The 19,346-nt window shown below is 71.6% G+C and carries 17 protein-coding genes; 6 read left to right on the top strand and 11 right to left on the bottom strand.

Annotated elements, in window-relative coordinates:
* Positions 1 to 30: 30 nt before the first annotated feature.
* Positions 31 to 504 (top strand): hypothetical protein, encoded by a 474-nt coding sequence (locus tag DEJ48_RS25555; protein ID WP_150218597.1) that lies wholly within the window; start codon positions 31 to 33, stop codon positions 502 to 504.
* A 151-nt stretch (positions 505 to 655) separates the two neighbouring features.
* Positions 656 to 1,084 (top strand): VOC family protein, encoded by a 429-nt coding sequence (locus DEJ48_RS25550; protein WP_150218596.1) that lies wholly within the window; start codon positions 656 to 658, stop codon positions 1,082 to 1,084.
* An 81-nt stretch (positions 1,085 to 1,165) separates the two neighbouring features.
* On the opposite strand, the gene DEJ48_RS39830 is transcribed toward DEJ48_RS25550, so the two are convergent.
* The 4 genes from DEJ48_RS39830 to DEJ48_RS25535 all read right to left on the bottom strand — a co-directional run bounded on the left by DEJ48_RS39830 (position 1,166) and on the right by DEJ48_RS25535 (position 5,303).
* Complete coding sequence (locus DEJ48_RS39830) at positions 1,166 to 1,342, bottom strand: hypothetical protein (RefSeq protein WP_190537575.1); 177 nt, start codon at positions 1,340 to 1,342, stop codon at positions 1,166 to 1,168.
* Positions 1,343 to 1,371: 29 nt separating this feature from the next.
* A complete protein-coding gene (locus DEJ48_RS25545; protein ID WP_150218595.1) occupies positions 1,372 to 2,358 on the bottom strand; it encodes a hypothetical protein in 987 nt (328 codons plus the stop codon).
* Between the two features lie 193 nt (positions 2,359 to 2,551).
* A complete protein-coding gene (locus DEJ48_RS25540) occupies positions 2,552 to 4,474 on the bottom strand; it encodes an AMP-dependent synthetase/ligase (protein ID WP_150218594.1) in 1,923 nt (640 codons plus the stop codon).
* Positions 4,475 to 4,616: 142 nt separating this feature from the next.
* Entirely contained in the window at positions 4,617 to 5,303 is a 687-nt protein-coding gene (locus DEJ48_RS25535; protein ID WP_223832200.1) for a TetR/AcrR family transcriptional regulator, read from the bottom strand.
* 69 nt (positions 5,304 to 5,372) lie between these two features.
* Between DEJ48_RS25535 and DEJ48_RS25530 the strand changes: the two genes are divergently transcribed.
* On the top strand, positions 5,373 to 5,843 hold the full coding sequence (locus tag DEJ48_RS25530; RefSeq protein WP_150218593.1) for an SCP2 sterol-binding domain-containing protein: 471 nt from the start codon (positions 5,373 to 5,375) through the stop codon (positions 5,841 to 5,843).
* Between the two features lie 72 nt (positions 5,844 to 5,915).
* The gene (locus DEJ48_RS25525; protein ID WP_150218592.1) at positions 5,916 to 7,700 is read left to right on the top strand and encodes a hypothetical protein; all 1,785 of its coding nucleotides are present in this window, start codon (positions 5,916 to 5,918) and stop codon (positions 7,698 to 7,700) included.
* Positions 7,701 to 7,708: 8 nt separating this feature from the next.
* Here the strand turns inward: DEJ48_RS25525 and DEJ48_RS25520 are convergent, their stop codons facing one another.
* The 4 genes from DEJ48_RS25520 to DEJ48_RS25505 all read right to left on the bottom strand — a co-directional run bounded on the left by DEJ48_RS25520 (position 7,709) and on the right by DEJ48_RS25505 (position 13,467).
* Positions 7,709 to 9,307: a vWA domain-containing protein gene (locus tag DEJ48_RS25520; protein WP_150218591.1), complete on the bottom strand. Its 1,599-nt coding sequence runs from the start codon at positions 9,305 to 9,307 to the stop codon at positions 7,709 to 7,711.
* Positions 9,308 to 9,429: 122 nt separating this feature from the next.
* Positions 9,430 to 10,293 carry an ABC transporter permease gene (locus DEJ48_RS25515; protein WP_150218590.1) on the bottom strand — a complete coding sequence of 288 codons (864 nt, stop codon included), beginning with the start codon at positions 10,291 to 10,293 and terminating at the stop codon, positions 9,430 to 9,432.
* Complete coding sequence (locus DEJ48_RS25510; RefSeq protein ID WP_190537573.1) at positions 10,290 to 12,953, bottom strand: alpha/beta fold hydrolase; 2,664 nt, start codon at positions 12,951 to 12,953, stop codon at positions 10,290 to 10,292. The genes DEJ48_RS25515 and DEJ48_RS25510 overlap by 4 nt, the downstream gene beginning before the upstream one ends.
* A 130-nt stretch (positions 12,954 to 13,083) precedes the next feature.
* Positions 13,084 to 13,467 (bottom strand): hypothetical protein, encoded by a 384-nt coding sequence (locus DEJ48_RS25505; protein WP_150218589.1) that lies wholly within the window; start codon positions 13,465 to 13,467, stop codon positions 13,084 to 13,086.
* Positions 13,468 to 13,624: 157 nt separating this feature from the next.
* Between DEJ48_RS25505 and DEJ48_RS25500 the strand changes: the two genes are divergently transcribed.
* Positions 13,625 to 14,884 carry a sensor histidine kinase gene (locus tag DEJ48_RS25500; RefSeq protein WP_150218588.1) on the top strand — a complete coding sequence of 420 codons (1,260 nt, stop codon included), beginning with the start codon at positions 13,625 to 13,627 and terminating at the stop codon, positions 14,882 to 14,884.
* Positions 14,869 to 15,522 (top strand): response regulator transcription factor, encoded by a 654-nt coding sequence (locus DEJ48_RS25495; RefSeq protein WP_150218587.1) that lies wholly within the window; start codon positions 14,869 to 14,871, stop codon positions 15,520 to 15,522. Before DEJ48_RS25500 ends, DEJ48_RS25495 begins: the two co-directional genes overlap by 16 nt.
* A 12-nt stretch (positions 15,523 to 15,534) precedes the next feature.
* Here DEJ48_RS25495 and DEJ48_RS25490 read toward each other — a convergent pair whose 3' ends face one another.
* The 3 genes from DEJ48_RS25490 to mmsA form a co-directional block, all read right to left on the bottom strand.
* Positions 15,535 to 16,959 (bottom strand): APC family permease, encoded by a 1,425-nt coding sequence (locus tag DEJ48_RS25490; protein WP_150218586.1) that lies wholly within the window; start codon positions 16,957 to 16,959, stop codon positions 15,535 to 15,537.
* Between the two features lie 423 nt (positions 16,960 to 17,382).
* A complete protein-coding gene (locus tag DEJ48_RS25485) occupies positions 17,383 to 17,727 on the bottom strand; it encodes a 5-carboxymethyl-2-hydroxymuconate Delta-isomerase (RefSeq protein WP_150221392.1) in 345 nt (114 codons plus the stop codon).
* 107 nt (positions 17,728 to 17,834) lie between these two features.
* On the bottom strand, positions 17,835 to 19,346 hold the full coding sequence (gene mmsA, locus DEJ48_RS25480; RefSeq protein WP_150218585.1) for a CoA-acylating methylmalonate-semialdehyde dehydrogenase: 1,512 nt from the start codon (positions 19,344 to 19,346) through the stop codon (positions 17,835 to 17,837).

Here is a 19,346-nt window from a genome sequence, read left to right as displayed (position 1 = left end):
ACGCGTGTCGCTCGCTCATACCTTGTGGGTATGAGCTGGACCCCACTTCTGGCCACCCTTCTGGGTGCCGTCATCGCCACCGGGTCCGCGCTGCTGGTCGAGTTCCGGAAGGACCGTCGCGAGACGACGGCAGAACAGACGCGCAGCAAGCGCGAGTTGTACGGCGCCTACCTCGGAGCGCTGGCCGCGGCGCGCAGCGAACTCAACCTCATCTTCCTCAATCGAGGGATGCCGGAAGCCGAGCGGAGATCCGCCGCGAGGCGATGCTTCGCGCAGTGCTACGAAACGCGCTACCAGATAGAGATCTTTGCACCGAGAGCAGTGGTCGAACCCGCACTCGCCTACTTCCTCAGTGTCCGTCGGGCGCGGGAGGCAGCCATACGCGGCGTGGCGCCCGGCGATCCGGAGCATGACCTCATCTTCGAGGAGGTCATGGACGCGCTGTCCGCCGTGCGCGCCGCGATGCGCCTCGACATGCGCACGGACAAGCTGCCGTCGGCGTGACAGTGACTTCCCCGTCGCATACGCATATCGCCGCAACTTCCACCGGAACTCCTGCGTCAACGCTCCCCGTCCAGCAGGTCGGCGAGCGGCGGCCGAGGGCTTGCGCCGTATCGGGGTTTCGGGAAGCGCTGTGCGCTCGTACCGTGATCGGATGACGACGATCAAGACGTTCCAAGTCACCTTCGACTGCGCGGAACCCGAACGCCTCGCTCGGTTCTGGTGCGAGGTGTTGGGTTACGTCGTACCACCGCCGCCGGACGGGTACGCCACGTGGGACGTCTTCCGGCAGGCGCAGCCGCCCGAGCGGCGGGATTCCTGGTTCGCCTGTGTCGATCCCTCGGGCGTCGGGCCACGGCTGTTCTTCCAGCGGGTTCCCGAGGGGAAGGTCGTCAAGAACCGGGTCCATCTTGACGTGCGGGTCGGCACGGGGCTCGTTGGTGAGGAACGGCTCGCCGCGCTCGAGGCCGAGCGGGACCGGTTGGTCCCGCTCGGCGCCGTGTACGTGCAAACGCTGTACGACGGCCATGACGCTTGCATCCCGATGCAGGACATCGAGGGCAACGAGTTCTGTATCGACTGATGGCCGAGTGATGGCGCGACTGGCGACACGACTCGTGGCCCGGCTTATTGCACCCGCCTCACCCCTACGAGCGCCGTCTCGTCACTTCCGGGGCCCGCACGAACCCTTGCCCCGGAAGGCCAACACCCGGGTCGCCACGAGGACCGGGAGCAGCAGAAGCATCCAGCGGGCCGTCGACCAGCCCATCAGTGTTCCCGCCACCAGCACCAGCGCCAGGTACGTGACCGTGAGGAGCGCGAGGTCCTTCTTCTTGCTCATGTTCCCTGCCTGTTGGCTCTTGTCCGTCTTCAGCACTTGTAGCGCTTCCAGTTCGTGATCACGCCCACGTAGCTGACCTTCCACTCCACGCACTGGTTCGCCTTCGCCGCGTCCTGCATCTGGCCCCGCAGGGAGCTCGCCTGGGCCGTCAAGGCGGCGCCGCAGCCCGCCGCGGCCACGGCGTTGGGGATCTTGGCGCAGGCCATGACCGTCGCCGTCGCCGCGAAGTGGTACATCGGGGTCTTGGCCATGTCCTTCACCTCCTTCTTGCTGAAGCGGAGGTAGATGGACCAGCCAAGCGAGACCTTCGGGTCGGCCACCACCGGGAACGCCGTGTCGGCGGTGGCGTCTATGGTCTGCGTCAGCTTGTCGCCGGACAGGTGGTAGCTCGTCGCCACCGGCTTGCCGTTGGCGTCCTTCGCCCACGGGGCGTCGATCGCGCCGAGGACCTCCGTGCGCTCACCGTGCGCCTTGGTGATCAGGAAGCCGTTCTCGCCGTCCTCCGTCAGGGCCGCCCCCTCAGGGAGCTTGACCTCGAACTCGTGCTTCGTCGGCGCCTTCGCGTCCTTCAGCGTCACCAGCGTGCGGGCCGCGCCGTCCGTCGTGGGCTGCACGGCGATGTCCGTCGACGGGGCGGCGTCGGGGTAGACAACCGTGCCCGCGCCGGCCGCGACGCCCGCGATGCCCTTCGTCTCCGGGAGGCCGAGGGCGACGTCGGCGTTCGGCGCGTCCAGCAGTACGTCGCCGTCCGCCGTCGCCGGCGCCGTGACCGTCACTTTCCCCTCGTCCGTCTGTCCGCTGCCCCGGCGGCCGTCGAGCTTCGTCAGGTCCGCGACTCCGGTCGCCTTCTCCACGACCTGGGCGGCGCGTGCCGCCGACGGGGACGGCACCTCGTCGGCGACGGCCGCGGGGGCCATCGTTCCGAGGACGGCGCCCGCCGTCACCGTCGCGACGAAGCCGCCCGTCACACGTCTCGTCGCCTTGCGCGCGCTGCTCTTCATGGTCTCGGCCTTCATGGGGTCCCTCCCGTTTGTGCGCATACGAAGGCACCCCGAGCCCTCGCAAGAGGATCCCCGCCCGGGGTGCCGCCCATACTTTTACATATGTGTAGAAGTTCGAGGAGGGACTTTGGTCCCGCCCTCGGGAACCGGCCCGCACCGCCGGGCCGACCCTCACCGCCTGCGCGCGGTACGAGTCGGCCCGCGTCGCCTACGCGCCGTACAAGTCCTCGATCTCCGTCGCGTACGCCTCCGTCACCGCGTGGCGTTTGATCTTCAGGGAGGGGGTGAGCAGGCCGTTGTCCTCGGTGAACTCGCCGCCGACTATGGCGAATTTGCGGATCGACTCCGCCTTGGAGACCGCCGCGTTCGCGTAGTCCACCGCCTTCTGGACCTCCGCGATCATCTTGGGGTCCCTCGCCAGTTCCGCGAGCGGCGTGTCCTTCGGGCGTTTTCGTACGGTGAGCCAGTGGGTGACCGCCTCGGGGTCGAGGGTCACCAGCGCGGCCACGTAGGAGCGGTTGTCGCCCACGACGATGCACTGGCCGACCGGTGCGCGGCTGCGCAGTCTGTCCTCCAGGACCGCGGGTGAGACGTTCTTGCCGCCGGAGGTGACGAGGATGTCCTTCTTGCGGCCGGTGATCGTGAGGTAGCCCTCACCGTCCAGGGCGCCCAAGTCGCCCGTCGCGAACCACTCGTTGGTCAGTACGGCGTCCGTCGCCGCCGGATTGTTCCAGTACGAGCCGAAGACGATGCCGCCCTTGATGAGCACCTCGCCGTCGTCCGCGATACGCACCGACGTACCCGGCACGGGCAGCCCGACCGTTCCGGGGCGGGGCCTGAGCGGCGGGGTGATGGTGGCGGCTGCCGTGGTCTCGGTCAGGCCGTACCCCTCGTAGATGATGATCCCCGCGGCGTAGAAGAAGAGGTTGAGGTCGCGGTCCAGGGGGGAGCCGCCGCTGATCGCGTAGCGCAGGCGGCCGCCGACCTCCTTGCGGATGCGGCGGTAGACGAGGAGTTCGTAGAGCGCCCAGCCCGCGCGCAGGCCGAGGGAAGGGCCCGGGCCGCTGCTGTCCAGGAACTTGTTCAGGTACGCCTCGCCGAAGCGCACCGCTGTCCGCTCGGCCCGGTCGAACGACGAGGCGCGGCCGATCTTCTCCGCCGTCGCCCGTCCCGTCTCGTGGATCTTCTCGAAGAGGTACGGGACGCCGACGACGAACGTCGGCCTGAACGCCCGCAGCTCCGGGCGCAGTTCGTCCGGCTTGATGCTCGGGCAGTGGCCGAGTTCGATGCGCGCCATCATGCAGGCGATCTGGATGCTGCGGCCCAGGATGTGGGCGAGCGGCAGGAAGAGGAGCGTGGAGGCGACCTGTCCCGTGATCTCTTTGAAGACGGGGTGGAGCAGGTCGACGGTGTTCGCCGCCTCCGCGTGCAGGTTGCCGTGCGTGAGGACGCAACCCTTGGGGCGGCCCGTGGTGCCCGAGGTGTAGCAGAGGGTCGCGATGGAGTCCGGGGTGAGCGCGGACCTGCGTTTCGTGACCTCCTCGTCCGACAAGTCCCTGCCGAGTGCGGCGAGTTCCGCCATCGCTCCGCCGTCGATGGTGCGGATGCGCGGTTGGTCCGCCGGCTCGGTCACGGCCTCTGCCGCCGTCGTCGCGTTCTCCGCCGTCTCGGCGATGAGCAGGCGTGCGCCCGAGTCGCGGACGATCCACTCGATCTGCTCCACCGACGACGTCGCGTAGATGGGGACGGTCTGGCCGCCCGCCGCCCAGATCGCGAAGTCCAGGACGGCCCACTCGTAGCGCGTACGGGACATGAGGGCGACGCGGCCGCCCGGTTCCAGGCCGTCCGCGATGAGGCCCTTCGCCGTCTCCGTCACCTCGCGCGCGAAGGCCGCGGCGGTGACGGGGTGCCACTGGCCGGCCCGCTTGCGGCGCAGGACCACGGTGTCGGGGGCCTCGACCGCGTTGGTGAAGGGGATGTCGGCGGTGCTGCCCGCGGTGGCGCGGGGCACGAGGGGGGCGGTACGCGCTTCCCGTACCGTGCCGTGCTCGTCCTTGATGAGTTCGACCTCGGCGCGGCCCGCCAGGTCGCTGTGGCGCTGTGCCCTCTTCAGATCCTTGCGTACGCCCATGACGGCTCCCCGGCTTCCGGTTCCCGGCTGATGTGCTGATGTGCGCATGCGCTGTTGTGCGCATGCGCAGGCGTTCGGCGCGCGTACTTACTCGGGGGTCAACTTACTGGCACGTAACGAATTTTCAAGGGGAAGCGTGCACTCAGTCCGTCGCCGGCTTCCACGCCTCGCCCTCCAGCACCCGGCCCATCCCGACCCACACCATGTTCATCAGCCGGAGCGTCACGCCCTCCGGCGACTGGTCGGGGTGCCGGGCCATCCAGTCCGTCAGCGAGTCCGCCGCGCCGACCAGCGCGTGCGCCACGAAATCCGCGTCCTCGTCGCAGAGTTGCGCGGTGGGGCCCGCCTCCGCGATGCCCGCCCGCACCAGTCCCGCCACCTCCGCCATCACCGCGACACGGGCCTCGGCGACGGCCGCCGCGATGGCCTCGCTCAGCTCCGACGCCTGGCGGTGCAGGACCACCCAGCTGTCGCGGTGCTCGGCGACGAACGCGAAGAACGCGAGCAGCCCCGCGTACAGCCGGAGTTCGGGGGCCGCGCCGCTCGCCGTCGCCGCGCCCTGGAAGGCGCCGACCAGGCGGTCCGCCTCGCGCCGCAGGCAGGCGAGGAAGAGCCCCTCCTTGGAGTCCAGGTACAGATACACCATCGGCTTGGAGATGCCCGCCAGTTCGGCGATCTCATCCACCGACGCGCCGTGATAGCCGCGCTTGGCGAAGACCCGCACCGCCACATCGACGATCTGCCGCTCCCGCTCGCGGCGCGGCACGCGGCGCCTGCGCGGGGTCCGCGCACCCTTCGCTTCCGGTGCGTCTTCGGATGTGCCGCTCACCCTTGTCAGCCTCCCTGGCGACGATTACCTTACCGTTTAGTAAGTTTACTCCAGAGTAAGGAGATTGACGTGGCGGACGACATCAGCAAGATCGCCGAACTCGACTTCGCCGGCGTCACGCCCGAGGAGTTCGCGCGCATCGTGAAGGGGCTCTCCAGCAAGCAGTTCACCCGACTCGCCGAGGACGGCACGTTGCGCGGACGCATCCTCCAGGAAGTCTTCGGGCGGATGGAACGACAGTTCAAGCCCGAGGCCGCGGCATCCGTGACCGCGCTCATCCGTTGGAAGATCACCGGCAGCGGCGGCAACGAAGACGTGGTGTACGAGACGGACATCGCCGACGGCACGTGTGTCGTGCGCGAGGGCCAGTCAGAGGCGAAGCCGCGGGTCACGCTCGTGCTGGCCGACGCCGAGTTCCTCAAACTGGTGTCCGGGAACGTGGGTCCCGTCGCGCTGTTCATGATGCGCAAGGTACGGGTCGTGGGTGATGTGGCGCTGGCCGCGGGGCTCACCCGGTACTTCGACATTCCCAAGGTCTGACGCGTCCCGTCACCGAGGTCCCCTGCTTCCGGCTCTCTCAAGCCGTCGTCGGGCCGCGCCGATGTAGTGATCATGACGACGTCCGCGCACACTTCCCTCCGTGACCCCGAAGCCGCCGTCGCCGGGCCCTCCCCGGGAGCGGGAGCGCCCGGCGGATGGCGGGACCGCGTCCGCCTCGGGGCCTGCCTGCTGCCCGCGCTCGTCATCGGCTTCGCCGGCTTCCAGCGGCGGTGGATGTCCGACGACGGGCACATCTACGTCCGTACGGTCCGGCAGGTCCTCGCCGGCCACGGGCCCGTCTTCAACGCGGGCGAACGCGCGGAGTCGTCCACCGGCACCCTGTGGCAGTGGCTGCTGGTGGCGGGCGGGGCCACGGGGGCCGATGTGGCGACCGTGGCGATGTACGGGGGACTCCTTTTCACCGCCGTCGGGTTCGCGCTCGCCGGGGTCGGGGCGATGCGGCTGCGCCAGCGCCAGCACCTGCCGCTGTCGCTGCGGGGAGGCGGTGAGAGCGCCGGACGCGGGCTCCTCGTCCCCTGCGGCGCCCTCGTCCTGCTCGCCCTCCCGCCCGTCTGGGACTTCGCCACCTCCGGGCTGGAGACGGGGCTCGCCACCTGCTGGATCGCGGGCGCCTGGCTCGCGCTCGTGGCACGCCCCCGTTCGCTCGTGACCTGCGCCGTGCTCGGGCTCGGGCCCCTCGTGCGGCCCGACCTCACGCTGGTGTCGGTGGTCTTCCTGGCCGCGCAGTGGGTGACGGCACGGCCCTCGTGGCGCGGGGCGCTCGCCGGAGCGGGCGTCGCCGGGGCGCTTCCCGTCGCGTACGAGATCTTCCGCATGGGGTACTACGGGCATCTGGTGCCGCTGCCCGGCATCACCAAGGAGGCCTCACGGAGCCTGTGGGGGCGCGGGTTCGACTACCTCCGGGACTTCACGGAGCCGTACGCGCTGTGGGTGCCGGTGGTGGCGATGGTGTCGGTGGGCGCGGTCGCCGCTCACGCGGGGAGGTTCGGCGTACGACAAGTACGCGACCCGGGCGTCACGCGGGACTCCGCCCCCGTCGTCGCCCCCGTCCTCGCCGGTGCCCTCTGCTGGCTCTACGTCATCAAGGTCGGCGGCGACTTCATGCACGGGCGGATGTTCCTGCCGGGGCTGCTCCTGATGCTGCTGCCCGTCTTCCTGGTTCCGCTCACGCGCGCGTGGGGCGTCGCCGCGGTGGTGGTCGGCGTGTGGGCCGTCGCGTGCGCGGGCATGTGGCGCGTGCCGTACGAGGGGCGGATCGGCGCGGGCGGGATCGCGGACGAGCGAGGCGTGTACGTGCGGCAGAACGCCGCCCCTCACCCCCTCCACCACGACTTCGCGGGCCAGCCGGGAAACCGTGCGTACGCCGCCCTCGTACGGGAGCGGGCCCGGAGCGGCGCCCCGGCCCTGCTCCTCGCCCAGACGCCCGTGGCGGGCGGTGTGCCCGGGGTGACGGGGGTCTACAACACGCTCGGCTTCAGCGGGTCCGTCGTTCCGCTTTCCGGTGCGGCCCTCGACCCCATCGGGCTGGCCTATCCACTGGCGGCCCACTCCGAGGGACTGGTCAACGGCCGCGTGGGACACGACAAGCGGCTGCCCGACGAGTGGATCGTCGCCGAACGCGGCGCCGCCGACGTGCCCGAGGGCCTCGACCCCGCCCGGGTCGAGGCCGCCCGCCGGGCCCTGCGCTGCGGGCCGCTCGCGGAACTGCGGGCCGCCACCCGCGCGCCCCTGACCGTCGGCCGTTTCTGGCGGAACCTGACGGGGTCGGTGGAGCGCACGTCGTTCCGTTTCCCGACTGATCCGGTGCGGGCGGAGAAGGAGTTGTGCGGGCGCTAGGGCCCGCCTCAGAAGTCCCCGCTCAAGCGCGCCGCCTCGTCGATGGACGACGTCAGTTCGCGGACCTGCTTCGTGCGGACCGGCAGCGCGTGGGCCCGTTCGGAGAGTTCCGTGAGGGACGGCGTGGCGGGGGCCGGTTCGGGCAGGTCACGGTCCACGGGGGCGCCGGGCGGGACGGCCGCGCGCAGGCCGTCCGCGAAGTACGCCGCCACCGCGGTGACCTGGAGGCCCGCGTCCGCCTCCCGGAGCGACCCGTCGAGGTCGGCCGCCTCGATACGGCCCGACTCCTCGTGCGGCGCCCGGCTGTCGGGGTCGAGCCAGCGCACGCTCGCCGTGGCCAGGTGACCGCCGGCGCCCGGCTCGGTCCGCACCGCGTACAGCGCCGTCACTGTGTGGCCGGGGCCGATCTCCCCGCCGTCCACGGAGTCGTCGCGGAAGTCGTCGTCGGCGACCTGCCGGTTGTCGTACCCGATGAGCCGGAACTGTTCGACCGTCGCCGGGTCGAAGGACACCTGCGCCTTCGCGTCGCGGGCGCGCAGCTCGATGTGGGCGGGAAGCTGTTCGCAGAACACCTCGCGCGCGTCCTCCTCGTTCGACACGTACGTCGTGTGGCCGTCACCCTTGTCGGCGAGCCGCTCCATCAGGGCGTCTCCGTAGTCGCTGCCGACGCCGACGCCGAAGAGAGTGATGCCGTGCTGCCTGCGGGCGTCCGAGATGCGGTCCAGGATGCCGTCCGCGCTGGTCGCCCCCGTGTTGGCGAGGGCGTCGGAGAGCAGGACGACCCGGTTGGTGGCGCCTTCCTTCCTGCCGCGCACCGCCGTGTCGTAGCCGGTGGTGATGCCCGCTTCGAGGTTGGTGGACTGGATGGGCTCCAGGCCCTCGACGGCCCGGTGCACGCGCGTACGGCCCGCCCCGTCGTCCCCGCTCTCCCCCAGGCGCGTCATCGGCAGCACCGTCTTCGCCGTGTCGCTGAAGGTGACCAGGGCGATTGAGTCGTCGGGGCGCAGCCGGTCGGTCATGAGGCCGAGCGACCGCTTCACGAGGTCGAGGCGGCCCGGCTCCGCCATGGAGCCGGACACGTCGATGACGAAGGTGAGGGCGGCGGGCGGACGTTCGGTGTCCGCGGATTCGCCGCGGGTGGCGAGGCCGACCCGGACCAGTGACCAGCCGTCGTCGCCCGTACGGGCGCCGTCCACGCTCACGGAGAAGCCGTCGCCGTCGGGCCGCGGGTAGTCCTGCCGGAAGCTGTTGACGAACTCCTCGGGCCGGACCGTCGACGGATCGGGCAGGCGTCCTTCGGCGAGGGTGCGGCGCGCGAAGCCGTACGAGGCGGTGTCGACGTCCAGGGCGAACGTGGAGAGGTGGTCGGGTGCGAACTCCCGCTGGTCCTGGCCCTGTTGCTCGCCGGGCGCCTGGCTCGCGCCGCCGTTCGGCAGGGCGGGCGCGGGGGCGGGCATCGGCGCGCTGTCACGCTTCTCGCCGCCGTCGCCGCTGGTCCGGTCCGCGTCGCCGCCGACGCAGCCGGCCAGTGCGAGGCCGCCCGCCACGGCCATGGCGAGCACCCCTTGCCGCATCCTTCCGGCCCGTCCGCTCCGCCGAGTCCCCATCCGGTCCCCCTCGCGTCGTCCGCTCACATGACTGTGACGCCGGAGGGGCTTCGAACGATCGCTCGGAACCGTTGCGGAAGCGTCTCGATGCGGCTACGGGCCCGCTGGGCCCGGCCCTGCCCTCAGGACACCACGTCCTTCCGCGCGAACCCCCGGAAAGCCAGCGCGAACAGCACCAGCGCGTACGACACCGAGATCGCCGAGCCCTGGATCATGCCGCCCCATTCCGCCTGCGGCTGGATCGCGTCGGCCCAGGCGAACTGCCAGTGCGCGGGGAGGAAGTCGCGCCAGTCGCCGAGCGCCGTCACCGCGTCCAGGACGTTGCCGACGATGGTCAGGCCTACCGCGCCGCCGACCGCGCCGAGCGGCGCGTCCGTCTTCGTGGACAGCCAGAACGCGAGGCCGGCGGTGACCAGTTGGGAGACGAAGATGTACGCGACGACGACGAGCAGGCGCCGGGTCGCCGTGCCCGCGGGGAGCGTGCCGCCGGTCGGGATGTCCAGCGGTCCCCAGCCGTACGCCACCGTGCCGACCGCCAGCGCGACGAGCGGCAGCAGCACCATCGCGGCGGCGCTCATGCCGAGGGCGACGGCCATCTTGGACCAGAGCAGCCGGGCCCGCGGCACGGGCGCGGCCAGCAGGTAGCGCAGCGAGGACCAGCTCGCCTCGGAGGCCACGGTGTCGCCGCAGAACAGCGCGACGGGGATGACGAGCAGGAAGCCCGCCGAGACGAACAGGCACGTCGCGGCGAAGTTGGCCGCCGATGCCGTGGCCGTGTCCATGAGGGTCACGTCGCCGTTGCGGGAGCCGGGTGAGCCGCCCGCGACGGCGAACGCGATGACGAGCACGATCGGCAGGAGCGCCATGATGCCGCCCATGACGAGCGTGCGGCGGCGCTTCAGCTGGCGGACCGCCTCGACGCGCAGGGGCAGGGTCCGCCGCGCGCGGTAGCCGGGCGCGGTCGGGCGCTCCAGGGTGGCGCTCATGCGGTGGTGCCTCCGATCAGGGTGAGGAACGCATCCTCCAGGCGGCGGTGCGGGCCCATGGACTCCACCGGTACGTCGAGGCGGACCAGTTCGGGCAGCAGGCGTACGGCGCTCGCGTGCTCGGTGCCGTCGAGCCGCACCAGGAGGCCGTCGTCCGCGCGGACCGCCGACGCGACGCCGGGCAGTGCGGCGACCTTCTCCACCAGCGGGTCGGGGATGTCCTCCGCGAGTCCGACGAGGAGCGTGTCCCCGGAGCCGACGATCTCGGCGACCGGGCCCGCCTGGACGAGTCGGCCGCGGTCCATGACGACCAGGTGCGTGCAGGACTGCTCGACCTCGGCGAGGAGGTGGCTGGAGACGATGACGGTGCGGCCGCCGCGCGCGTACCGGATGATGACCTCGCGCATCTCGCGGATCTGGGGCGGGTCGAGGCCGTTGGTCGGTTCGTCGAGGATCAGCAGGTCCGGCAGGCCGAGCATGGCCTGGGCGATGGCGAGGCGCTGCCGCATGCCCTGGGAGTACGTCCGCACGGCGCGGGCGAGCGCGTCGCCGAGGCCCGCGATCTCCAGGGCCTCTTCCAGGTGGGCGTCCTCGGCGGGGCGGCCGGTCGCCTTCCAGTACAGCTCCAGGTTCTCGCGGCCGGAGAGGTGCGGCAGGAAGCCCGCTCCCTCGACGAACGCGCCGACGCGGGAGAGGACGGGCGCGCCGGGCCTGATGGCCTGCCCGAAGACGCGGATCTCGCCCGCGTCGGGGCGGATGAGGCCCATGAGCATGCGCAGGGTCGTCGTCTTGCCCGCGCCGTTCGGTCCCAGGAGGCCGAGCACCTGGCCCTTCTCGACGGTGAAGGAGACATCACGGACCGCGTACCGGTCGGTGGACTTGGCGTAGCGCTTGCTCAAGTCGGTGATCCGGAGCGGGACTTCCGCGAGGGCCGGGTCGGGGGCGGGCGCGGTGGTGCGCCTGCGTGCGGTGACGAGCAGGCCGAGGGCGAGCGCGGCGCCGGCGGCGGGCAGCCACCAGACCCAGGCGGGCAGCGGCGCGGCCGCGGTGTCCACGCCGGGCGCGGTCGGCACCTTCAGGTCGCCGTTCAGGGAGACGGTGTACTTGGCGGGTGTGTTCGGCGACGCGTAGCCGAAGTCGGTCGAGGAGAGGGCGAGGCGCAGGTGGTGGCCCTTCTGCACCTTGTGGTCGACGGCGGGCAGCCGCAGTTCGACGTCCTTGCCCTGCCGGGCGTCCGTGACGCGGAGGGGCGAGACGAGCTGCGAGGGCAGGACCTGCTGCTTGCCGTCGGGGCTGACGTCGTACACCTTCGCGAAGAGCACCGCGTCGTCGCCGGAGGACTTCACGTGGGCGCGGACGGTCGGCGAGCCGGTGATGCGGAGGTCGTCGCGGACGGGCGCCGAGTCGAACTTGGCGAACTGTCCGGGGAAGTCCACGGAGATGCCGACGCCGAGCGAGGCGAACTGGGAGAGGCGGCTGCCGCCGACGCCGGGGAGCCCGGAGATGGCGGGCGGGCTGGCGCCCGCCGGGTTGTCGAAGGTCTGCTCGCGGCCGCGCAGCGGGATCGCGCGCGTGCCGCTCTCCAGGCCCGGGTACGCGTCGGCGCTCGCACCGCGCTTGCGGGCCGCGCCGTCGGTGGAGTCGACGCCTCCGGTGCGGGTGACGCGGAACGCGGGGCCCGTGTCGGCGCTCTTGTCGTCCTTCAGGTAGCGGTCGAACCAGTCGTCGACGCGGCCTTCGACGCGGTCCTGTTCGCGGTCGCCGCCGTCGTGGCCGCCCGCGATCCAGTCGACGGAGACGGGCGCGCCGTTCGCGCGGACCGCCTTGGCGATGGCGTCGCCCTGGCCGAGCGGGAAGAGGGAGTCGGTCTGACCCTGGGCGAGGAACGTCGGCACCTTGATGCGGTCGCCGACGGCGGCCGGGCTGCGCTCGGCGAGCATCTCGCGTGCCTCCGCGTCCGGCTTGCCGGCCTCGGCGACCCGCTCGTACATGGCGCACAGCCGCTTCTCGAACTTCTCGCAGCCGCCACCGGTGTTGATGAAGAGGCCGGCCCACAGCTTCTTGAAGACGCCGTCGGGGAACAGGGCGTCGGCGAGGTTCCAGTACGTGATCTGGGGGGCGACGGCGTCCACCCGCCGGTCGTACCCGGCGGTGAGCAGGGACACCGCTCCCGCGTACGAGGCGCCGGTCATGCCCACGCGCGGGTCGCCGTCCTTGTCGAGCTGCACCTCGGGGCGGGTCGCCAGCCAGTCGATGAGCTTGCGGGCGTCGGCGACCTCGCCCTTCGGGTCGTTGAGCCCGATCCTGCCGGTGGACTTCCCGAAGCCGCGCGCGGACCAGGTCAGGACCGCGTACCCGTCCTGGGCCAGGTCCTCCGCCTGCTTGCGGACGTCGGCCTTGCTGCCGCCGAAGCCGTGCCCGATGAGGATCGCGGGGCGTTTGGTGTCCGGGTCGCCCGCCGTGAAGTACGAGGTGTCGATCCGGGCGCCGCCGGTGTCCATCATGCGGTCGGTGCGCCGCACGGCGGGCCCGCCGTCCTCCGAGGCGACCGCCGACCACGTGCCCACACCGGCGAGCACCGCGACGGCGGCCACGGCGGCGATCAGCCTGCGCGGACCGCTCGGCACGGACAACCTTGGCCTGGGCAGTCGTAGATCCATACCGTCAAAGGTACGGGCGACCGCCGACAACCGGGGCAGCCGCCGGTCTGAACCCGTACGCCTCCCCCGGGAGTAGACTCCGCGCCCGCGTACGGCGACCGTGGTACGCGGGTCGGCCGGTCCGTGACGGTCAGCCGTGCTCCGCGCACGGCGCCGCGGTCCGGGTGAGGAACGCCACGCGGACGACGGGGAGCATGCAGACGATCTGCGCCGCCGTGTACCAGGGCGGGCAGACGCCCGGGATCAGGTCGACGCCGACGATGGCGACCGGCATCACGACGGCGAGGGCGCGCACCCGCTCGGCGGCCCGCCGGCTGCCGCGGACGGCGGCGACGGTCATGCGGTGCATCAGCACGGCGACCGCGGGCAGCAGCACCGCGCGGACCCACATGAACGTGTTCACCGGCTGCCCGGCGCTCGCGACCGCGACGACCGCCACGAGGGCGCAGGCGCTGAGCACGACGTAGGCCTTGATGCTCTTCTCGGACCTGCTGAAAGCTGTTCGGGTTTCCATGACGTCGACGCTATGGAGGGACCACCGGGGCCGGTATGCGGCTGGACGTACACAAGGGTGGGGCCAGCCCCACTCCCCTGCGGGCCGGGGCCGCGGCAGGGTTCGTGCGGTACAGGGTTGAGGCACGGAGTACGGCGCGACCGGCGGAGGAAGAGGCATGCGACAGGTGGGGTCTTGGGTGGGGCGCGTCGGCACGGGGTTCGTGCGGGCGTGTGTCGTGGCGGTCGTCGGCATGCTGATCCCCGCCGTGTGGGCCGCGGCCGTGGCGCTCGGGATCCGGTGGGGTCCCGGCAATCCGTGGTCGTGGCTCGCGCCGCTCGTGCTGGTGTGTGTGGGCACGCCGGTGCTCGCCAGGCCGGTGTGCCGGACGGTGCGACGTGTCGTCGCGGACTGGACGGGCACCGTGATCCCCGACGGGTACCGGCGGGCCGGTCCGGTGACGCGGATGTCCACCGGGTACTGGTGGAACGGCTTCGGCTACGAACGCACGAGCCGCGACGCGCTCCTCGACCAGAAGTGGCGGGTCCGGTGGGGCGATCCCGCCAACTGGCGCGATCTGCGCTTCACCGCGGTCGTGCCGTTCACCGCGGGCCTGGTCGCCTGTCTGCCGCCGGCGGGTGTGGCCGCGGCGGTCGTCGGACTCCTCCAGCCGGGGCTCGCCCCGCGCCTGACGGGGGTGCTCGGCGCGGTGCTGGCCGTCGGCTGCGCGCCGTACGCCTGGCGGCCGTTGGAGCCGGTGGCGGTACGTTTCCTGCGCCCGTCGCCCGCGATGGCGCTGGCCGACCGGGTGGACGAGCTGACGGCCCAGCGCGCGGACGCGACGGTCGCGCAGGCCGCCGAGATCCGCCGCATCGAACGCGACCTGCACGACGGGGCGCAGGCCCGCCTGGTGGGTCTCGGGCTCTCCCTCGCGACCGCCGAGAAGCTGCTGGCGTCCGACCCCGAACAGGCCCGGACGCTGATGCGGGAGGCGCGGGCAGGCGCGGCCGCCTCGCTGGCCGAACTCCGCGAGCTGGTCCAGGGGATCAGCCCGCCGGTGCTCACCGAGCGGGGACTCGTCGACGCCGTCCGCGCGCTCGCCCTGGACGTCCCGCTCGATGTGGGCGTCGACGCCGATGACGGGCTGCGCCTGGACCCGCCGGTCGAGGCGGCCCTCTACTTCGGCGTCTGTGAGCTGCTCACCAACACGGTCCGGCACGCCCACGCCTCCCGGGCGCACGTCCGCCTCCACCACGACGGCGTCGGCATCGTCGTCGAGGTGGAGGACGACGGCCGGGGCGGGGCCGGGGCGCGGGACGGCGGCGGGCTCGCGGGGCTGCGCCGCAGGATCGCCGTTTTCGACGGGACGGTGGAGATCACGAGTCCGGCGGGCGGTCCGACGCGTGTGAGGATGGCGGTGCCATGCGAATCGTCGTAGCCGAAGACCTCTACCTCCTGCGCGACGGGATGGTCCGCCTGATCGAGGCGTGCGGGCACGAGGTGGTGGCGACCGCCGCGACCGGGCCCGAGACGCTCGACGTGCTGCGGACGTGGCGTCCCGACGTGTCCGTCATCGATGTGCGGATGCCGCCGACCCAGTCGGACGAAGGGCTGCGCGCGGCCCTCGCGGCCCGCCGCGAGATGCCCGGCCTGCCGGTCCTCGTGCTCTCCCAGCACGTCGAGCAGTTGTACGCCAGGGAGCTCCTGGCCGATGGGGCCGGCGCCGTCGGCTATCTCCTGAAGGAGAGCGTGTTCGACGCCGACCAGTTCATCGGCGCGCTGGAGCGCGTCGCGGGCGGCGGGACGGCCATGGATCCGGCGGTCATCGCGAAGCTGCTGTCCGCGGGTTCCGCCGGGCGGGGTCTTGACCGGCTCACCGAGCGCGAGCGGTCCGTGCTGGCCCTGATGGCCGAGGGCCTGTCCAACCAGGCCGTCGGCCGCCGTCTGTTCCTCAGCGAGAGCGCGATCAGCAAGTACACGACCTCGATGTTCGGCAAGCTGGGCATCGGAGATGACGACGACGGCAACCGCCGTGTCCTGGCCGTCCTCGCCTATCTGAACGCGACCTCCGGCTGAGGAAGCGGGCCCTCAGGACTCCTCCGGCACGCTCACCAGCCACCGCGTCTCGCGCCGCGGCCGCAGGTACAGCGCCCAGTACAGGGTCGCGGCGACCACGATGCCGCCGGTCCAGCCGAGGTAGGGCAGTTCCTGCTGGCTGAGTACGTATCCGAGGACCGCGATCAGGACGACCGGCACCGCGGGCCACAGCGGCATCCGCCACGCGGGACCGGTGCCGTGGGAGCCGCGGCGGGCCAGCAGGGCGGCGACCGCCACCAGCAGGTACATGCCGGTCACGGAGACGCCGGTGACGCCGTACAGGGTGTCCAGGTTCACGAAGCACAGGAGCGCGCCGGGGACGCCGACGAGGAGCGTCGCCACCCAGGGGGCGCCGGACGCGCCGAGCTTGGACAGGGCCTTGTTGACCGGGGAGGGCCAGGCCTTGTCACGGGCCGAGGCGAACAGGACGCGGGAGTTCTGGATGACCATGACGATGCCCGCGTTGATGATCGCGAGGGCCACGCAGAGGCTGACGAACGTACCGACCGCCGAGTTCGACCAGGCCGTCACCATGGCGCTGATGTCGCCCTCCGTGAGGGCGGTCAGGCTCTCGGCGCCCGTGGTGATCGCGACGACCGGCACCAGGATGATCACGGAGGAGATGGCGAGGGTGGCGAGGACGGTGCGGGCGACGTTGCGGCGCGGGTTCTCCATCTCCTCGGAGAGGTAGACCGCCGTGGAGAAGCCCTGCGTGACGAAGAGGGCGATGGCGAGGCCGGAGACGATCAGCATCGCGGTGACCGTGTCGACGCCGCCGGAGCCGGACCCGGACCCGGACGCCACCGTGAGGTCCACCAGGCTGCCGGGGCCGCGCTCGGCGTGCGCGAAGCCGAGGACGGCCACGACGCCTGCCGCCACGACCTCCAGGACCAGGAAGATGCCGGTGATCCACGCGTTGGCCCGCAGGTCGAGCAGTCCTGCGAGGGTGGCGCAGATCATGACGCCCGCGCCCGCGTAGGACGGGTCGAGGTGCATGACCGGCGCCAGATAGTCGGCCGTGCCCATGGCGATCACGGGCGGCACGATCATCACGACCAGCAGGGACAGCACGAAGACGAGCCAGCCGGCCAGGCGTCCCGCCATCGTCGAGACCATCGCGTACTCGCCGCCCGCGCTGGGGATGAGCGTGCCGAGCTCCGAGTAGCAGAACGCGACGCCCACGCAGAGCAGCGAGCCGATCGCGATGGTGAGCGCGGTGGCGGTGCCGAGGGAGGAGAAGAGGTCGGGGACGACGACGAAGAGCGTGGAGGCGGGCGTCACGCACGACAGCGTGAGGAGGGTGCCGCCGACGACGCCGATGGAGCGCTTGAGCTTCTGGGGGTCGCCCGGGACGGCCGCCGGCGCCGGGGGTTCCCCGGTGGCCGCGGACTGGAGCGGGCGAAGCGTATCGGTCATGGAGCGCGGTTCCGATCGACTCGTGCGGCAGGAGTACGGCGGGAGCGCTATCGCCTCCGAAGGCAGTTGAGCTGCGTCTTTCTGTGGCTCCCGGCGCGTCATCGAACCCCGGCGGCAACCGGAACGTCAACGGTCATTTACCTACGGAATCCGCAGCGGCGGAGGTCTCCAAGTCGCCTCACTTTCCCAAGAGTTTGCCCCCATGGGTCGCAATGAACATGCCTACGGCGAGAATGACCTTGATATTGCAGGCATATGAACTCGGGGGCATTAGGTGCCCGAATTGCGCCGTGTGCACGGGAACCGCAAGGGCGGCGCCAAAAAAGAATCAGGGCCGTCCGGAATCCGGACGGCCCTGCTCCACACTCGGTGACGGAGCGGCTCCCGTCAGTGCGTCGGCTCCCGTCAGTGCGTCGGCTCCCGTCAGTGCGTCGGGTACAGCCGGTACGAAGGGTCGAGGTCGCGGACCTCCACGGAGTACGTCGCGCCCTCGACCCCGGACAGGTGCTTGCCGAGCAGCGCGAGCACGTCCTCGGAGAGCGCCGCCTTCACGCCCTGTGTACGCCCCGCGAGGATCCCCACCGTGACGTGCAGGAAGGGCGCTCCGGGCCTGCCGTCCACGAAGGCCGCCGCCGGACGGCAGAACGTCTTCCCCACCCCGACCGAGTCCACCCGCTCCACGACCAGGGGATGCAGCTCCGCCACCAGGGCGGGCAGATCCAGGGCGCCGGACAGGGTGTCGGCGTAGTCGATGTCGATGTGCGGCATGCTCACGGCCTTCCATGTAGTGCACACACATCGTAGAACGGTGAACCAACGGCAGAGCCCCCGGCCGACGCGGCCGGGGGCTCTGGAGCCGATGGGGGGAGATCGGCTCAGTGGTTGCGCGGGAACCCGAGGTCCACGCCGGACGGCGCGTCCGAGGGGTCGGGCCAGCGCGTGGTCACGACCTTGCCGCGGGTGTAGAAGTGCGTGCCGTCGTTGCCGTAGATGTGGTGGTCGCCGAAGAGCGAGTCCTTCCAGCCGCCGAAGGAGTGGTAGCCCACCGGCACCGGGATCGGCACGTTCACGCCGACCATGCCCGCCTCGATCTCCAGCTGGAAGCGGCGGGCCGCGCCGCCGTCCCGGGTGAAGATCGCGGTGCCGTTGCCGAACGGCGAGGCGTTCATGAGGGCCACGCCCTCCTCGTACGTGTCGACGCGCAGCACGCACAGGACCGGGCCGAAGATCTCGTCCTGGTAGGCCTTGGCCGTGGTCGGCACGCGGTCGAGCAGCGACAGGCCGATCCAGTGCCCGTCCTCGTAACCCTCCACGGTGTAGCCGGTGCCGTCGAGGACGACCTCGCAGCCCTCGGCCGCGGCGCCCGTCACGTACGAGGCGACCTTGTCGCGGTGGGCGGCCGTGATGAGCGGGCCCATCTCCGACGTCGGGTCGTTGCCGGGACCGATCTTGATCTTCTCGGCGCGCTCCTTGATCTTGCCGACCAGCTCGTCGGCGATCGAACCGACCGCGACGACCGCCGAGATGGCCATGCAGCGCTCGCCCGCCGAGCCGTAGGCCGCGGAGACGGCGGCGTCGGCGGCCGCGTCCAGGTCGGCGTCCGGCAGGACCAGCATGTGGTTCTTGGCGCCGCCGAGGGCCTGCACGCGCTTGCCGTTGGCGGAGGCGGTGGTGTGGATGTGGCGGGCGATGGGCGTCGAGCCGACGAAGGAGACGGCGGCCACGTCCGGGTGCTCCAGGAGGCGGTCCACGGCCACCTTGTCGCCGTGCAGGACGTTGAAGACGCCGTCCGGCAGGCCGGCCTCGCTCAGCAGCTCCGCGATCTTCATCGACGCGGACGGGTCCTTCTCGCTCGGCTTGAGCACGAAGGTGTTGCCGCAGGCGATGGCCAGCGGGAACATCCACATCGGCACCATGGCAGGGAAGTTGAACGGCGTGATGCCGGCGACGACGCCCAGCGGCTGGCGGATGGACGAGACGTCCACGCGGGACGCCACCTCCGTCGACAGCTCGCCCTTCAGCTGCACCGTGATGCCGCACGCCAGGTCGACGATCTCCAGACCGCGGGCGACCTCGCCGAGCGCGTCCGAGTGCACCTTGCCGTGCTCGGCGACGATCAGCTCGGCGATCGCATCACGGTTGGCGTCGAGCAGCGCGCGGAACTTGAAGAGGACCGCGGTGCGCTTGGCGAGCGACGACGTGCCCCAGGTCGCGAAGGCCTCACGGGCGGCGGCGACGGCCGCGTCCACGTCGGCGACGTCCGCGAAGGCGACCTGCGTCGTGACGGCGCCGGTCGCCGGATCGGTGACCTGGCCGTACGTTCCGGACGCGCCCGCAGCTTGTTCGACGGACTTTCCACCGATCCAGTGGTTCACGGTCTTCGTCAT

It is taken from the genome of Streptomyces venezuelae (assembly GCF_008642315.1).
In the GTDB taxonomy this organism is placed as follows: domain Bacteria; phylum Actinomycetota; class Actinomycetes; order Streptomycetales; family Streptomycetaceae; genus Streptomyces; species Streptomyces venezuelae_D.
The sequence above is the reverse complement of the archived record's forward strand: the minus strand, read 5'-3'. Positions and strand labels throughout refer to the sequence as shown.

What these genes read in the sequence shown, in the direction of transcription:
- DEJ48_RS25525 (WP_150218592.1), top strand. Translation starts at nt 5,916, where the DNA reads ATGACGACGTCCGCGCACACTTCCCTCCGTGACCCCGAAGCCGCCGTC.
- DEJ48_RS25540 (WP_150218594.1), bottom strand. Translation starts at nt 4,474, where the DNA reads ATGGGCGTACGCAAGGATCTGAAGAGGGCACAGCGCCACAGCGACCTG.
- DEJ48_RS25520 (WP_150218591.1), bottom strand. Translation starts at nt 9,307, where the DNA reads ATGGGGACTCGGCGGAGCGGACGGGCCGGAAGGATGCGGCAAGGGGTG.
- mmsA (WP_150218585.1), bottom strand. Translation starts at nt 19,346, where the DNA reads ATGACGAAGACCGTGAACCACTGGATCGGTGGAAAGTCCGTCGAACAA.
- DEJ48_RS25555 (WP_150218597.1), top strand. Translation starts at nt 31, where the DNA reads ATGAGCTGGACCCCACTTCTGGCCACCCTTCTGGGTGCCGTCATCGCC.
- DEJ48_RS25490 (WP_150218586.1), bottom strand. Translation starts at nt 16,959, where the DNA reads ATGACCGATACGCTTCGCCCGCTCCAGTCCGCGGCCACCGGGGAACCC.
- DEJ48_RS25495 (WP_150218587.1), top strand. Translation starts at nt 14,869, where the DNA reads ATGCGAATCGTCGTAGCCGAAGACCTCTACCTCCTGCGCGACGGGATG.
- DEJ48_RS25515 (WP_150218590.1), bottom strand. Translation starts at nt 10,293, where the DNA reads ATGAGCGCCACCCTGGAGCGCCCGACCGCGCCCGGCTACCGCGCGCGG.
- DEJ48_RS39830 (WP_190537575.1), bottom strand. Translation starts at nt 1,342, where the DNA reads ATGAGCAAGAAGAAGGACCTCGCGCTCCTCACGGTCACGTACCTGGCG.
- DEJ48_RS25505 (WP_150218589.1), bottom strand. Translation starts at nt 13,467, where the DNA reads ATGGAAACCCGAACAGCTTTCAGCAGGTCCGAGAAGAGCATCAAGGCC.
- DEJ48_RS25545 (WP_150218595.1), bottom strand. Translation starts at nt 2,358, where the DNA reads ATGAAGGCCGAGACCATGAAGAGCAGCGCGCGCAAGGCGACGAGACGT.
- DEJ48_RS25500 (WP_150218588.1), top strand. Translation starts at nt 13,625, where the DNA reads ATGCGACAGGTGGGGTCTTGGGTGGGGCGCGTCGGCACGGGGTTCGTG.
- DEJ48_RS25550 (WP_150218596.1), top strand. Translation starts at nt 656, where the DNA reads ATGACGACGATCAAGACGTTCCAAGTCACCTTCGACTGCGCGGAACCC.
- DEJ48_RS25510 (WP_190537573.1), bottom strand. Translation starts at nt 12,953, where the DNA reads ATGGATCTACGACTGCCCAGGCCAAGGTTGTCCGTGCCGAGCGGTCCG.
- DEJ48_RS25485 (WP_150221392.1), bottom strand. Translation starts at nt 17,727, where the DNA reads ATGCCGCACATCGACATCGACTACGCCGACACCCTGTCCGGCGCCCTG.